Here is a 15,379-nt window from a genome sequence, read left to right as displayed (position 1 = left end):
CTGAGTGTGTGGTCTAACAATATTGTAATATTTAACTCGTATAAAAATTATTTATAAAAAATAAAAATTGTGCTATATTTTAAATGTTATATGAATATAGAAAAGTGATGTGAACACATGTCAAAGAAGCTAGTAAATAAAATATTAACGATAATGAAAGTTTTATTTGCACTTTCATTATTTATATTTGTTGTTTTTACTTTATATAAAGAACTAGCAAATATAAATTTAAAAGAAACGATTCATTCTATAAAAGATATTAATAGTGTATGGTTGGTTGTGCTTTTTTTGAGTGGTGGTCTAGCCATACTGGTATTATCAATGTATGATGTGATTTTAGCTAAAGTTTTACACTTGAAGATATCTTTAGTTAAAACCGTACGTATAGGATATATTGTAAATGCTTTGAACGCAGTATTGGGCTTTGGAGGATTCATAGGAGCGAGCGTAAGATTTTTATTATATAAAGATACTACAGAAGATAAAAAAGCATTACTGCATACTATTTCTATTGTTTTAATCTCCATGTTGACGGGTTTAAGTATGCTTTCTATTTTAGTAGTATTTCATGTGTTTGATGTTAGACATGTATTTAGTCCGTTCCCTTGGGTTAGATGGTTAATGTATGTTGTTGCGTTGTTTTTGCCTATTTTTATTTTTATTACAATTTGGAAACCAGTAAATAAAGAAAGTAAATTGACTGGAATTTATTGCACCATTGTTTCTAGTATTGAATGGATGATTGCTGCTGCAGTATTATATATGGCATTATTAATTGTTGGTATACAGGTGCATTTCTCTGTATTTATGGGAATATTTATCATTGGTGCATTATCAGGGTTAATCAGTTTTATTCCTGGAGGATTTGGTACATTTGATTTGGTACTATTACTAGGATTGAAAAGTTTAAATATTCCAGAAGAAAAAATTGTTTTAGCTTTATTGCTCTACAGGTTTGCTTATTACTTATTTCCTGTTTTAATTGCCCTTATTCTCTCAACGTTTGAATTTAGAAATACGGCAAAACGTTATTTGGATGATTCTAAAATTATGATACCTGTGAAAGATATGTCATCACTTTTAGCATCTTATCAAAAAGATATCTTAACTAGGATACCAGCATTTTCCATTGCATTGTTACTTTTATTTACGAGTGCTTTATTTTTCTTTAATAACATTACAATAATTTATGATGGGTTATATAGTAATAACCATGCGTTTTATTATATTATCGCTTCTATTCATACATGTGCATGTCTATTACTATTATTAAATGTGATAGGTGTATATCATTTATCTAAGAGAGCACTTTTGTTTGCAATTTGTTCAATCATTATCATATTTAGTGTCACTGTTTATACTTATCCTTCTTTGGTACTTTTAGGTTGGTTAATTACTATGTTTGTAATGCTCGCTGTATTTTATAGAAGTGCACGTGTCATAAAGCGTCCGTTTAGATATACGAAACTATTGTCTAGTGTAATTATTGGGGCTCTTGTGTTATTCATTAATCATGTGTTTATAAAAAATACATTTTACACTTTAGATATTTATCATATAGAAGTAGATACGTCTCTTTTAAGATATTATTTTTGGTTCACGATTATTACAGTAGCAATTATAGTTAGTATTGTTGTGTGGTGGTTTGAAGCAAGATTCAAATCTGCAGGCAGTGGTCAAAAACTAGAACAATGTGAAACGATTATTCAGAAATTTGGGGGAAATTATTTAAGTCATCTCATATACAGTGGTGATAAGAAGTTTTTCTTTAATGAACAACAAGACGCATTTGTGATGTATCGTTATAAGGGGAATGCCTATATTGTTTTAGGTGACCCCATTGGAAATAGTGCTTCGTTCCATGAGTTGCTCGAAAGATTTTATAATGAAGCTCAATATTTAGGTTACGACATTATTTTCTATCAAGTCACTGATAAATATATGTCAATTTATCATGATTTTGGAAATCAGTTTTTTAAATTAGGCGAAGAAGCCATTATTGATTTATCAACTTTCACTACTTCAGGTAAAAAGAAGCGTGGTTTACGTGCTACTTTAAATAAGTTAGATGATTTGGGGTGTACTTTTGAGGTATTGGAACCTCCTTTTTCAAAAAACATTTTTGATGAATTAAAACAAATAAGCGATGATTGGTTATCAGGCTCTACAGAAATGCAATTTTCAGTAGGACATTTTAGTGAACATTATATATCGAAGGCGCCGATCGGAGTTATTAAAGATAAAGAAAATGCTATAATTGGTTTTTGTACATTTATGCCTGTTAATGATAATTCAACTGTGTCTATTGATTTAATACGTTGGAAATCGGATACCTCCTTACCTCTGATGGATAGTTTATATCTTCATATGCTGTTATGGGCTAAGGCAAATGGGTATCAATACTTTAATATGGGCATGGCTACACTGTCCAATGTGGGTAAAGTACCTTTTTCTTTTTATAGAGAAAGACTTGCAGGTAGAGTATTTGAGCATTTCAATGGATTATATAGATTTCAAGGATTAAGACGTTATAAAGAAAAGTTTAATCCCAATTGGCAGCCAAGGTTCTTAGTGTATCGTAAAGATAACTCATTGTGGGTAAGTATGACAAAAGTCATGCGTGTAGTTAGAAAAAAATAATAAAACAAAACAACCAACAATCCCGTTAATGATTGTTGGTTGTTTTTTGGAGTTATAGTTTTTAATGGTTTTTGTAGTTAACGCCGGAGAAGTTATTAACTACTTTTTAATAAACTAACGATATACTTTCTAAATATCATTTTGACTCTAACTATATTTATGAATTTCTAGTTACCCCTTTGTTCAAGGTGTATTTATAATATATCATCATTAGAAAACGCTTTCAACATCATGATATCATCTTATTTGAATAAAAATTGACATTTTATATAGTTGGTTTCTTTTTGAAATATAATTGTATTTTTTCACTGTAGTAACATTAGCTTTTTGAATTATTTTCATTTGTTATATTATTAATATACATTTAAAATTTCAATATAATGTAGTAATATGTAAATATTAATGTTTGCAGAGTGAACAATGGGGTGGGGAAATGAAAAAAGTTATAATTAGTTTGGTAATCGTGATGCTTTTAGTTGCGTTAACACTCTCAATTAAATCGTTATATGATAACATACATACAAATTACAAAGGTTCAAATCAATCTGCTCAAAACGAAAAATTTAAACAGGAGAAAAAGACCAAGTATAAATTGCCTAAGATCAATGTTTTGTCACAACAATTCAGTGAAAATTTTATGAATAGTGATGTAAGAAATCATTATATGCACGTTTCTAAAGGCATGGACAAACACAAAGTTGAAACATACTTTGGTGATAGTGAAAAAACAATACAAATTGCTAATATGAAAGCACATAAATATGGTGACATGGCTTTTTTATTCAAAAATAATAAAGTTCAACGAATTTTTGTTGTACCTGATAATGTTACTATTGAATCATTTTCGCAAGTACATGGTTATAGAGTACACAATAATCACAATGGTACGATGATATACGATGATAATCCATCCAATTATTTCTCTGTTAAAGTATATTTTGATTCAAATAAAAAGGTGAAAGCAATAGAGAATATAGATCAAGTGTCTACTATAAAATAAATTTATAATGTTAGAAAATAAAAATTTTATTATCAGCATAAAGGGCTTATCCGAACTACTGGATGGGTCTTTTTTATTTGAATTTTACGATATGACAGAAATATATTTTAAAAACATAATGAGGTAAGCGCTAAATAAAAATTTGTATAAGTACGAATTTAATATAACTGATTTCAACTGCTTATATAATTATTTAATAGAAAAGTTAACGCTAATTTTTTGATCATAAAATAAAAAATTATTTATACTGCTGATTTGATTACTATAAATTATCGTTTTCGTTTTATATAAATAAATTAAAAAAATATAGAATATTAAATATTACAATAATTAAATTTTCAAATAAACTATCAAAATGTAAATGATTATGATAATATGAAAACGGTTACAAAAATAGAGGTGATTTTTATAGTAACAATTAAAGAAGTAGCTAAGTTAGCTGGTTGTTCAGTAGCAACGGTATCTAGAGTGATAAATAATAATGGATATGTCAAAGCTCAAACAAAAATACAAATTGAACGTGCGATTCATGAGCTTAACTATCAACCTAATGAAGCAGCACGTACATTATATAAACGTAAGTCAAAAATGATTGGCTTATTATTACCAGATATCAGTAATCCTTTTTTTACACTTATAGCAAGAGGTGTTGAAGATATAGCGCTTGCGCACGGTTTTCAAGTTTTAATTGGAAATAGTGACAACGATGTTGATAAGGCGAAAGAGTATTTATTCACTTTCAATGCTTATAATTGTGTAGGAGTTATTGCAACAGCATTTGCTGATGATCAAATTGAAAAGCTATTAGTGTCACAAGGTATTCATTATGTATTTGTAGATCGTGTTGAAAATGAAGGTAATGGTATTTCTATGAATCATTTTGAAGGCGGACAATTACAAGCTCGACTTGTGTTAGAAGGTAAACCAAAAAATATTTTGATCCTCCATTTAGATTTGAATATACGGGCATTTAAATTAAGGACAGATGGTATTAAACAAGAATTGAATAACTATAATGTGAGCTATTATGATTGCTCAGCAGAAACATTAAATAATAAAAGTGCATTTATTTCATTAATTAAAGATTTTCAGATTGATAGTATTATATGCAGCAATGATGTACTGGCAATTGAAACGATGGGCCTTGTTCAACAATTTCAATTGAAAGTTCCCGAGGATATTCAAATTGTGGGCTATGATAATATACCTTTTTCTGCAATGACGTTTCCTCAAATTGCAACTATTGATCAGTCCGCATATTTTTTAGGGCAGCAAGCGGTATCAATTTTATTAAAGTTAAATAAAAATTCTATAATTGAACAACAAGATAATAGGTTAAAGTTATCAATTAAACGCAGAAATAGTATTAGATTTAAGTAGTAATGTGTAACGGGTTACATAAAATAAGATTTAACGAGAGGGGATTTAAATGTATAAAACTGGTATTTTAAATAGCGAAATTTCTAAAGTGCTTAGTGATTTAGGTCATACAGATACAATTATCATAGCTGATTGTGGACTGCCGGTACCAGATGGTGTTAAAAAAATAGATTTAGCATTAACTTTTGGACATCCATCATTTGAAGAAGTATTTAATGTAGTTAAAGAACATATGGCAATTGAACAGCTTACTATTGCAAATGAAATGATAAAACAAAATAGTGAGTTATATGTGAAATTATTAGCTGAAAATATTGATATGATCACGGAATCTCATGAAACTTTAAAAATGTATAGTAAGGAAACTAAAGCAATTATAAGAACAGGTGAAGCGACACCTTACGCTAATGTAATTTTATCTAGTGGTGTTTTATTTTAAGGGGTGAAAAATATGATAACGATGAATCAAATATATAAGTCATTTGGTCAAAACGATGTTTTAAGAGGTGTTGATTTTGAAATCAATGATGCAGAAGTACATGCGTTAATGGGTGAAAATGGAGCTGGTAAGAGTACACTTATGAAAGTATTAACTGGCGTATATAATGCGGATAGTGGTAATGTTTTAGAAAATGGTCAGCCGATACACTTTAAAAATACAATAGATGCTGAACAAAATGGTGTGTCGTTTATTCAGCAAGAGTTAAATATTTGGCCTAATCTTACAGTACTTGAAAATTTGTTTTTAGGAAAAGAAGAAACAAAATTATTTGGCATTGTTGATAATAATAAAATGAAACAACGTGCTTTGGCCATTTTTAAAAAGCTAAATATTGAAATCGATTTAAATCGTATGGCAGGCACTTTATCCGTTGGTATGCAGCAGATGCTTGAAATCAGTAAAGCATTAATGGAAAAATCAAAAATCATTATCATGGACGAACCTACTGCAGCCTTAACAAATAATGAAATAGATACATTATTTGAACAAATTAAAAATTTAAAAAAAGATGGCGTTTCTTTTGTATATATTTCTCATAGAATGGAAGAAATTTTTACAATTTCAGATCGTATTACAGTTATGAGAGATGGTCGTTCGATTTTAACTAAGGAAACACAAAATACGACACATGCTGAAATAGTAAAATCTATGATTGGTAGAGATTTAGATAATCAATACCCTGTTAGACAATATCATCAAGAAGATGTTGTGCTTACTGTTGAAAATTTAGATTCAGATGAACATCATTTAAAGGATATACATTTTGATTTACATAAAGGAGAAATACTTGGCTTTAGTGGTTTGATGGGTGCGGGTCGTTCAGAAATTATGAGAGTACTCTTTGGATTAGATAAAGGGAATAAAACGGTAAAACTAAATAATCAACAATTACAAATTCAAAATCCTAATCAATCTATTTCACAAGGTTTAGCTTTTATTACAGAAAATAGAAAAGAAGAAGGGTTAGTTTTACAAGATTCAATTTTAGAAAATATTACTTTACCAGCTTTAAAAAGCTTTTCAAGCTCTGGATTTTTAACACAACATGCTATGGAACAATATTCAGAACAGATGATTCAGCGTTTAAATATTAAAGGCAAAATAGGAGATATATGTGGCACTTTATCTGGTGGTAATCAACAAAAAGTTGTTTTGGCTAAATGGATTGCGACTGCACCACATGTATTAATATTAGATGAACCAACACGTGGCATCGATGTAGGTGCTAAACGAGAAATATATCAATTGATGCATGAATTAACGGACCGAGGTATGTCTATTATTATGATTTCATCAGAATTACCAGAAATTATAGGCATGAGTGATAGAGTCGCAGTTGTACATGAAGGTTCCATTGCAGGCATATTAGAAGATTCAGCTATCACGGAAGCGCGTATTATGACTTTAGCTACAGGAGGAAAATTAAATGAAGCAGTCTAAATTATCATTTTCTTATTCGTATTTAGAAAAAATTATACCTTTTATTGGTTTAATATTATTAGTTGTTATTATCAGTGTATTAAATAGTGCTTTTTTAGAGCCTTCTAATTTATTTAATTTATTAAGACAGGTTTCAATTAATGGTTTAATTGCATTTGGCATGACTTTCGTAATATTAACTGGAGGTATTGATTTATCAGTAGGATCGACACTTGCCTTATCTAGTGCATTTGTTGCGATTTTAATGGTTTCTGGTATGGATTCTATTGTAGCTTTATTTATAGGTTGCATATTTGGGGCGGTATTGGGTGCTATAAATGGCTTGCTCATCACGATAGGTAAAATGGCGCCTTTCATTGCGACATTAGCTACAATGACCGTATTTAGAGGGCTAACACTTGTTATTACAGATGGAAATCCTATTACAAATTTAAATGGTAGTTATGCATTTCAATTATTTGGTAGAGGCTACTTTTTAGGTATTCCAGTACCAGCTGTCACGATGTTTATTACATTTATCATATTATATATCCTACTGCATAAAACTGTATTTGGTAGACAGACTTATGCTATGGGTGGTAATGAAAAGGCGGCATTTATTTCAGGGATTAAGGTCAATAAAATTAAAATAATGATTTATAGTTTAGCCGGCTTAATGTCAGCTATGGCAGGATCAATTTTAACTTCACGTTTAAATTCGGCACAACCAACTGCAGGGATGTCCTATGAATTAGATGCTATTGCAGCAGTAGTTCTTGGCGGTACTTCGCTTACAGGTGGTAAAGGACGTATAGTTGGGACGTTGATTGGTGTGTTAATTATCGGTGTTTTGAACAATGGCTTAAATTTATTAGGTGTATCTTCATTTTACCAACAAGTGGTTAAAGGTGTCGTGATTATCATTGCAGTACTTATAGATAGAAAAAACAAATAACAGGGGGTGTTGGTATTGAAAAAGCTTTTTATAACTGTAACAGCTATATTATTATTTTTAACAGGTTGTTCACTAGAATCACCTATAGAAAAAAATGACAATGGTAAAGTAGATAAGAAAAAATCTGATGTTGTTATTGGTGTGAGTATTTCTACATTAAATAACCCTTTCTTTGTGAAAATTAAAGATGGTATTGAAAAAGAAGCGAAGAAACAAGGCGTCAAAGTTAAGTTTGCAGATGCTCAAGATGATGCAGCGAAACAAGCTAATGATATTGATGACTTAATTCAACAAAAAGTAGATTACTTGATTGTAAACCCGACAGATTCTGATGCGATATCAGGTAGTATTCAAATCGCAAATGATGAGGCAATACCAGTCATTACATTAGATAGAGATGTAGCTAAAGGGGATGTTGCTTCATTTATAGCATCGGATAATATCAAAGGCGGTGATATGGGAGGGAAACTCATTGTTGATGAATTAGGTAAAGATGCGAAAGTAGCTGAACTTGAAGGTGTCCCAGGTGCCAGTGCTACACGGGAACGTGGTAAAGGTTTCCATAACGTCGCAGATCAATCACTTGATGTAGTTTCCAAACAAAGTGCTAAGTTTAATAGAACAGAAGGTCTAAATGTGACACAAAATATTATTCAAGCTCATCCTGAAATACAAGCTATTTTTGCTCAAAATGATGAAATGGCATTAGGTGCTGTAGAAGCGATAGGAAATAAAGACATTAAAGTCGTTGGTTTCGATGGTAATGAAGATGCGATTAAATCTGTTGAAAAAGGTAAGCTATTTGCTACAGTGGCGCAACAACCTAATTTGATGGGTGAAGAAAGTGTTAAAACGATAATGGATTTATATAATGGTAAAAAGGTTGAGAAAAAGAATAAAATTCCTTTAGAAATGAAGCGGCAGTAATTTATGTTAAAGTGCGAGTAAACAAAAAACCGGATGCAAAAGCACCGGTTTTTTTGTTTACTTATATTTTTGACGTTCTTGTTGTTCTTGAGCATATCGTTCAGGGTTTTTCTTATAAAAATCTTGGTGTTCTGCTTCAGCCTCATAAAATGTAGAAGCGGGTAATATTTTTGTAGCAATAGCTTTTTCTTTGTCTATAGTTTGTTTTAATTGTGCTACATAATCTTCAGCTACTGCTTTTTGGTCTTCGTTTGTATAAAAAATTGCTGTTTTATATTGTGATCCTCTATCTTGGAATTGTCCTCCTTCATCAGTTGGATCTATTACAGAAAAGAATATTTCTAATAATTTATTGTATGAAAATAGAGCGACATCATACTCTATTTCAACTGTTTCATAATGCCCGGTGTCACCCGTCTTAACTTCTTCATACGACGGATTATCTTTATGACCTCCCATGTAACCAGAAGTCACTTTCTCAATCCCTTCAAATGTGTCGAAAGGCTTGACCATACACCAAAAGCAACCTCCAGCGAAGTATGCTTTATTTATATTCATGTTTAACATCCTTTCCATATTAGACCTTAGTACCATATATTAAGATATTACTTGATTTTTATTCAGTTTTTATATAACTTTAATATATGTTAATTATAGTACATAGCAGTGCAATTTTGAAGATATAAGGTTGATTACATATGAATGAACATAAACACAGAAGTAAAGAAAGCACAAACACAGAAGAACAACCGACGATGCGTAGGACAAAAAAGAAAAATTAAAAAATTTCCAATTATAATTTTAATTATTGTAATTATTTTAGCCATTATTGTTGGCTATTCTGTGCATGGTTATAAATCAGGTATTGAATACGCAAAAGATCAGGGCAAAACGCTCAAGCAACACAAATTTAACGGTGCTAAAAAAAATGATGGAAAAATCACAATTATGGTTTTAGGTGCAGATAAAGAGCAAGGTGGTATTTCTAGAACAGACTCGATTATGATTGCACAGTATGATTATATTCATAAAAAAATGAAGATGATGTCTGTCATGCGAGATATTTATGCGGATATACCGGGAAATGGTCAACATAAAATTAATTCTGCTTATTCTATCGGTGGACCTGAACTATTGCGACAAACATTAAAGAAAAATTTAGGTATAGACCCTGAGTATTATGCAATTCTTGATTTTACTGGTTTTGAAAAAATGATTGATGAATTGGAACCTAATGGTGTTCCAATTGATGTTGAAAAAGATATGTCTAAAAATATAGGTGTGTCACTGAAGAAAGGTCATCATCGATTAAATGGTAAAGAATTATTAGGGTATGCTAGATTTAGACATGATGAAGAAGGCGATTTCGGTCGTGTAAGACGTCAGCAACAAGTCATGCAATCACTTAAACAAGAATTAGCGAGTTTGGATACGCTACCTAAATTACCTCGAGTTGCGGGTATTTTGAGAGGTTATTTAAATACAAATATGCCTGATTCTGCACTCATTCAAACTGGTTTGAATTTTGGAATACGTGGTGATAAAAAGGTAGATTCTATTACTTTACCTATACAAAACACTTATCAAGATATCCAATCACCAATGGATGGTAGTGCGTTAGAAATCGATAAAGCCAAAAATAAAAAGGAAGTACAGAATTTTTTGAATGAATAACGAGTTTAGTGAATTCATTTAAATGAGAATGGAATACAAATTTCACGCTATAAGGACTAATCCGTGTTGAACTGCACCCTGTCAAGTAGACAGTGAAAAAAACAAAATGTTTATGGCTACCTTATATTTACGATATAAGGGTAGCCATTTTTAATGTTATTCTTTCTTGATTAAAAAATTCTATATATGAATTAATTGCTTTTATTGCTGTAGCCTTGTCTTTAAAAATCACTTTTTTTCTTCCTCTAAACAATTCACTTTTAATAGTTCCCCATACACCTTCCATAGGTCCATTATCTATGCAACATCCTGGTCGTGACATACTTTGTTTTATACCAAGTTGCTCTAACGTAACTTTAAATAATCTGCTTGTATATTGATATCCTCTGTCGCTATGCAAGAGTATACCTTCGGTATTCGGCACAAGTTTGACTGCTTTTTTGAGCGTATCTAATACAAATTTATTGTTATTTGAGGTACTTAATTTATGACTGATAATCTGTTTGCTGCCTAAGTCATAAATAGCACTTAAGTAAAGTTTTTTACCATTGCTGAGTTTGAATTCTGTAACGTCAGTTAACCATTTTTTATTTGGGATTTGTTCTTCAAATTTTCTATTTAATATATTATGTGCTGTAATTTCAGGTGTTGTTTTAATATATCGTTTTCTTTTAGGGCGGATAGTAGATTTTAGATTAAGTTGATTCATCAATCTATAGACACGTTTATGATTTACTTTTTGATGTAGTTTAAGTCTTAAATATATGTATATACGACGATATCCATATATGCCTTTGTATTTATTGTAGATATCAACGATATCTTTGATTAATTTTTGATTTTCAATTTCTTTATTTGATGGTTTGCGATGTAACCATTTATAGTAACTTGAACGTGATATCTTTAATACTGAACATAACCAAGCTATCGGATAAAGGTTTTTAAATGCTTTTACCGTTTGGTATGATGCTTTTTGTCTGATGCCTGTTTCATCAACTTCCTTTCTATTTCTTCTTCCTTTTTAAAACGTCATTTTCCATTTGAAGAAATTTATTTTTCTCTTTAAGTATCTTAATTTCAGCTTTTAATGCCTCTTCAGGTGTTAATACAGACTGGGGTTTCCCTTTTCCACGTCCATCTTTAAGCCCATCATACCCATGCAAGTTGTACTTTTTTACCCAGTTATATACTTGGCTATAATTGATGTTAAAATGATTTGCTGTTGTCTTATACGATTGGCCATGATTCATATAATAATCAACGATTTCTACACGATCTTCAAATGTTAATGATTTATATTTCAATTGATACACCTCGGGTTTTGGAGAATATGTTTTTAATATTTTACCCGATAAATACTTTGAAATCCATTTGTTTACAGTTGAAGTAGTGGGGATATTATATTTAACTACTAAATCAGTTAAAGATAGGCCATCATTTATATATTCGTTCACAACTTTAAGCTTAAATTCATTTGAGTAGGTATTATTTCTTTGAATTGGTAAAAGCACCTTTATTCCATGCTTCTTAAATTTATAATAGTTAATCAATAATATTCTAGGAGAACAATTTAAATTTAATTTTTGAATTACATTTTTCATACTATATCCTTCTTCATATAAGCTGAAAGCTTTTTGATAAGTTTCAGGTGATAATTTTCTATGAGTCATAAAAAAGCTCCCTTCAAAGTTTACATTTTTAAGTGTCTACTTTGAAGGGAGCATATCATGTGCCAATGGATTAGTCCTTATTTATTTGAATGTTGCGATTTTGATTGTGCAGTTTGCCTAGGAATATGATTCGTGCCCATAGCCTCTTTTGCATATTTGTTTCCTCGGGTGTCAGCAAATGACCCAATTGCTTTAAATGATGTAGTTGAAACAGTTTTATATGCCTACACATGATACGTTTCTCTAAGCATACCATTCATGTATAGTTAGATTTGGCAAAAGTAAAAAAACATCAATATCTATATGATGCAATAGATATTGATGTTTATGTTCGTATGTAAATTATTGTTGATCTGATTTTCTAATTCCTGCAACGCCATAATGAGAAGTTTTCATTTCTTCTATTACAACTTGTATAGCTTCTTTGTTTGCGCCTGTTGTTTTCTCTACTGCATTAGTAACTTCTGTGACTAAATTTTTTAGTTGTTCATCAGAGCGACCTTCTAACAATTTTACATTTACTATTGGCATTTAAATCCCACCTTAATCTATTTTTATATATTATAGCATGAAAATTCACAAAATTATAAAAATAACAACAAGAACAAACGTTCTTATTTAAGTTGAAATAGAACATTTGTTCTTGTATAATATAAGTGATTAGGGGAGGAATGTCATATGTATGAATTTTATGATTACAATCTGCTAGAGGAAAGAGATATATTGTGTATTGATCAGAAAAGTTTTTTTGCAAGTGTTTCTTGTATACAAAAAGGTCTAGATCCAATGAAAGAAAAGTTAGCAGTTGTTGCAGATACTAAGAGACAGGGATCAGTTGTATTAGCTGCTACGGGTCCACTAAAAGCTATAGGTATTAAAACAGGATCGAGATTATTCGAAATTCCTCATAGAAATGATATATATATTATCAATCCAAGCATGAGAAAATATTTGGAAGTTTCAGTAGCAATCTCTAAAATTGCTTTACGCTATGTCGCTCCGGAAGACTTACATCAATATAGCATTGATGAATTCTTTATGGATGTAACAAATAGTTATCACAGATTTAGTAGTACAATTCAGTCTTTTTGCAAAAAGCTACAATATGAAATTCTAGAAGAAACAGGTATACATTGTTCAATAGGAATTGGTTCAAATATGTTATTGAGTAAAGTTGCAATGGATATAGAAGCAAAACATACTAATAGTTTCATTGCTGAATGGAGATATCAAGATGTGCCACACAAACTTTGGCCTGTTTCACCATTGAGTAAATTTTGGGGAATTAGTAAAAAAACAGAAGCAAAAATGAATAAACGCGGTATTTTTACTATAGGAGATCTAGCGCATTATCCATATCAATATTTAAAAAGGGATTTTGGTACAGTAGGTGTGGATTTACACTTGCATGCGAATGGTATTGATCAAAGTAGAATAAGAGACAAGTATAGTGTAGTTAATCCCTCGATTTGTAAAAGTCAAATATTGATGCGTGATTATCGTTATGAGGAAGCTAAAGTAGTGATGCAGGAGTTAATTGAGGATGTAGCGAGTCGTGTTAGAGCAAGAAATAAATTAGCTAAGACGATACATTTTTCATTTGGTTATAGTGATCATGGAGGGGTGCATAAGCAATACACATTAGAGGATCCAACTAATTTAGAAGGTACGATTTTCAAGGTGGTAGAATCTTTAGCTGACAAATTATGTGATTCAACAATGCTATATAGAAAAGTGAGTATTTCACTCACACAGTTTATAGATGAGCGAAATACACAATTGAATTTATTTATAGATGAATACGAAAGAAAAAGAAATGAAAAATTGGCCAAAACGATTGACGCGTTACATCAAAAATTTGGTAAGGGTATCGTATCTAAAGCAATCTCTTATACAGACGCAGGTACAAAACATGGGCGTTTAGGGCTTATGGCAGGCCATAAAATGTGAAAAGGAATAATGATAAACTAAAGATTTAAAGTAGTTATAAATTAACTTCATTATCAATATGTGGAACGGGTATCATTTTAAATAAGCTTATATGGGGCGGCCCGTTCCAAAAATAATTATTAAATCAAATTGAGTGAGCGTTTAACGACACAATTTAAATCATATATCTATAACATCATTAACGAATTGTCTTGTCTATACTACGTAAGGATAAAATAAACACACACCCACCAAACTGTAAATATAATATCAGCATAAGAAGCATGTATAAAATAATAGGGTGCACATGCTTACTATGAATTATTTGAAAAAACATGATGTCTAGATAATAATAAAGCATAAATCGTATCTAGGTGCGGTGTCGTTAATTTATACTTTCGCGCTTGTCGATATAGAAAACCTTGTATTCCATCGATTTCTAATGGAGTATTTGCAAGTACATCATAATACATGCTTGTTCCCATATCATCTGGATAACCTTGATAAATTGTCATTATTTCATCAATAACATCCTCAGAAAAATTAATACCAGAGTGTTTAGCTATTATATAACCTTCTTTTAATAGTGATACACATAGCGAATAAATATGAGGTTGTTTGAGTATAGAAGCAGGCTGTATTCCAAGCGCAGTAACTGTATTGATTGCTAGATTTACTAATAGTTTATACCATATTTCCACTTCAATGTTTTTATGTAACACAAGTGAAAGTCCACTTGAAGCTAATGTTTTTTTCAATGACTCTGTGTTATCATCTCGTTGTAAGTGAAGTATCTCATCTCTAAAGTGAATCACGTGTTGATCAGTCTTTTGACCACTAATATAAGTTACAGCTTGATACATATTTGGGAAGGGGAGCTTAAAGTGTTGTCCATATCCATTTTGAGCTAATATAACAATAGTAGTATCTTGAGTTAAATGGTTAATTTGTTTATATAATCCATCTAAGTGTGGGATTTTAACAGCGATGAATATAATATCTAATGGTTCGGTAATGTCCGATGCTGTAACAACATTAAGTGTCATATTTACATTTTTCGAAGGATCTTGATAGGTAATGCACGCATTACGTCTACCAATTAAATAGACTTTATGTTCTGTTGCTAAAAGTTGAACTGTGATACAACTACCGACAGCGCCAGGACCAATAATACCTATTTTTTTCATTTATAGTTGACCTCCGTTTATTTAGAAAATAAAATTATAATAGATATGCTTATGATAGTAATAAATAATAAAGTGTTAATCAACTAAAAATGTAAA

Annotated in this window: 13 protein-coding genes; 9 read left to right on the top strand and 4 right to left on the bottom strand. The window is 30.7% G+C overall.

Annotated elements, in window-relative coordinates; translation table 11 throughout:
- Nucleotides 1-117: 117 nt before the first annotated feature.
- From mprF to JG554_RS07385, 7 genes are all read left to right on the top strand, one after another.
- Nucleotides 118-2,640, top strand: a complete 2,523-nt coding sequence (gene mprF, locus JG554_RS07415) for a bifunctional lysylphosphatidylglycerol flippase/synthetase MprF (protein ID WP_107360187.1) — start codon at nt 118-120, stop codon at nt 2,638-2,640.
- 433 nt (nt 2,641-3,073) lie between these two features.
- Nucleotides 3,074-3,640 carry a hypothetical protein gene (locus JG554_RS07410; RefSeq protein WP_107360369.1) on the top strand — a complete coding sequence of 189 codons (567 nt, stop codon included), beginning with the start codon at nt 3,074-3,076 and terminating at the stop codon, nt 3,638-3,640.
- Nucleotides 3,641-4,015: 375 nt separating this feature from the next.
- A complete protein-coding gene (locus JG554_RS07405; protein WP_064208993.1) occupies nt 4,016-5,020 on the top strand; it encodes a LacI family DNA-binding transcriptional regulator in 1,005 nt (334 codons plus the stop codon).
- 49 nt (nt 5,021-5,069) lie between these two features.
- Nucleotides 5,070-5,459: a D-ribose pyranase gene (rbsD, locus tag JG554_RS07400; RefSeq protein ID WP_046208547.1), complete on the top strand. Its 390-nt coding sequence runs from the start codon at nt 5,070-5,072 to the stop codon at nt 5,457-5,459.
- Between the two features lie 12 nt (nt 5,460-5,471).
- On the top strand, nt 5,472-6,962 hold the full coding sequence (locus JG554_RS07395; RefSeq protein ID WP_107360368.1) for a sugar ABC transporter ATP-binding protein: 1,491 nt from the start codon (nt 5,472-5,474) through the stop codon (nt 6,960-6,962).
- The gene (locus JG554_RS07390; protein ID WP_046208545.1) at nt 6,949-7,896 is read left to right on the top strand and encodes an ABC transporter permease subunit; all 948 of its coding nucleotides are present in this window, start codon (nt 6,949-6,951) and stop codon (nt 7,894-7,896) included. Before JG554_RS07395 ends, JG554_RS07390 begins: the two co-directional genes overlap by 14 nt.
- Nucleotides 7,897-7,911: 15 nt before the next feature.
- On the top strand, nt 7,912-8,823 hold the full coding sequence (locus tag JG554_RS07385; RefSeq protein WP_203265219.1) for a D-ribose ABC transporter substrate-binding protein: 912 nt from the start codon (nt 7,912-7,914) through the stop codon (nt 8,821-8,823).
- 57 nt (nt 8,824-8,880) lie between these two features.
- Here the strand turns inward: JG554_RS07385 and msrA are convergent, their stop codons facing one another.
- Entirely contained in the window at nt 8,881-9,381 is a 501-nt protein-coding gene (gene msrA / locus JG554_RS07380; RefSeq protein ID WP_046208543.1) for a peptide-methionine (S)-S-oxide reductase MsrA, read from the bottom strand.
- Nucleotides 9,382-9,525: 144 nt separating this feature from the next.
- Between msrA and JG554_RS07375 the strand changes: the two genes are divergently transcribed.
- Nucleotides 9,526-10,497 carry an LCP family protein gene (locus JG554_RS07375; protein ID WP_203265218.1) on the top strand — a complete coding sequence of 324 codons (972 nt, stop codon included), beginning with the start codon at nt 9,526-9,528 and terminating at the stop codon, nt 10,495-10,497.
- Between the two features lie 127 nt (nt 10,498-10,624).
- Here the strand turns inward: JG554_RS07375 and JG554_RS13370 are convergent.
- A protein-coding gene (locus JG554_RS13370) for an IS3 family transposase (protein WP_445194169.1) occupies nt 10,625-12,167 on the bottom strand; the annotation gives its coding sequence in 2 pieces (ribosomal slippage) (nt 10,625-11,506 and nt 11,508-12,167; 1,542 coding nt in all).
- Nucleotides 12,168-12,509: 342 nt separating this feature from the next.
- Nucleotides 12,510-12,698 (bottom strand): 2-hydroxymuconate tautomerase, encoded by a 189-nt coding sequence (locus JG554_RS07360; RefSeq protein WP_046208325.1) that lies wholly within the window; start codon nt 12,696-12,698, stop codon nt 12,510-12,512.
- Between the two features lie 147 nt (nt 12,699-12,845).
- Between JG554_RS07360 and JG554_RS07355 the strand changes: the two genes are divergently transcribed.
- On the top strand, nt 12,846-14,117 hold the full coding sequence (locus JG554_RS07355) for a Y-family DNA polymerase (RefSeq protein ID WP_064208988.1): 1,272 nt from the start codon (nt 12,846-12,848) through the stop codon (nt 14,115-14,117).
- 293 nt (nt 14,118-14,410) lie between these two features.
- On the opposite strand, the gene JG554_RS07350 is transcribed toward JG554_RS07355, so the two are convergent.
- The gene (locus JG554_RS07350) at nt 14,411-15,283 is read right to left on the bottom strand and encodes an oxidoreductase (RefSeq protein WP_046208323.1); all 873 of its coding nucleotides are present in this window, start codon (nt 15,281-15,283) and stop codon (nt 14,411-14,413) included.
- Nucleotides 15,284-15,379 lie beyond the last annotated feature (96 nt).

This window comes from Staphylococcus sp. 11-B-312 (assembly GCF_016743055.1).
GTDB classification, from domain to species: domain Bacteria; phylum Bacillota; class Bacilli; order Staphylococcales; family Staphylococcaceae; genus Staphylococcus; species Staphylococcus ureilyticus.
Note: the sequence above shows the minus strand (reverse complement) of the source record. Positions and strands in the feature narration are given on the sequence as shown.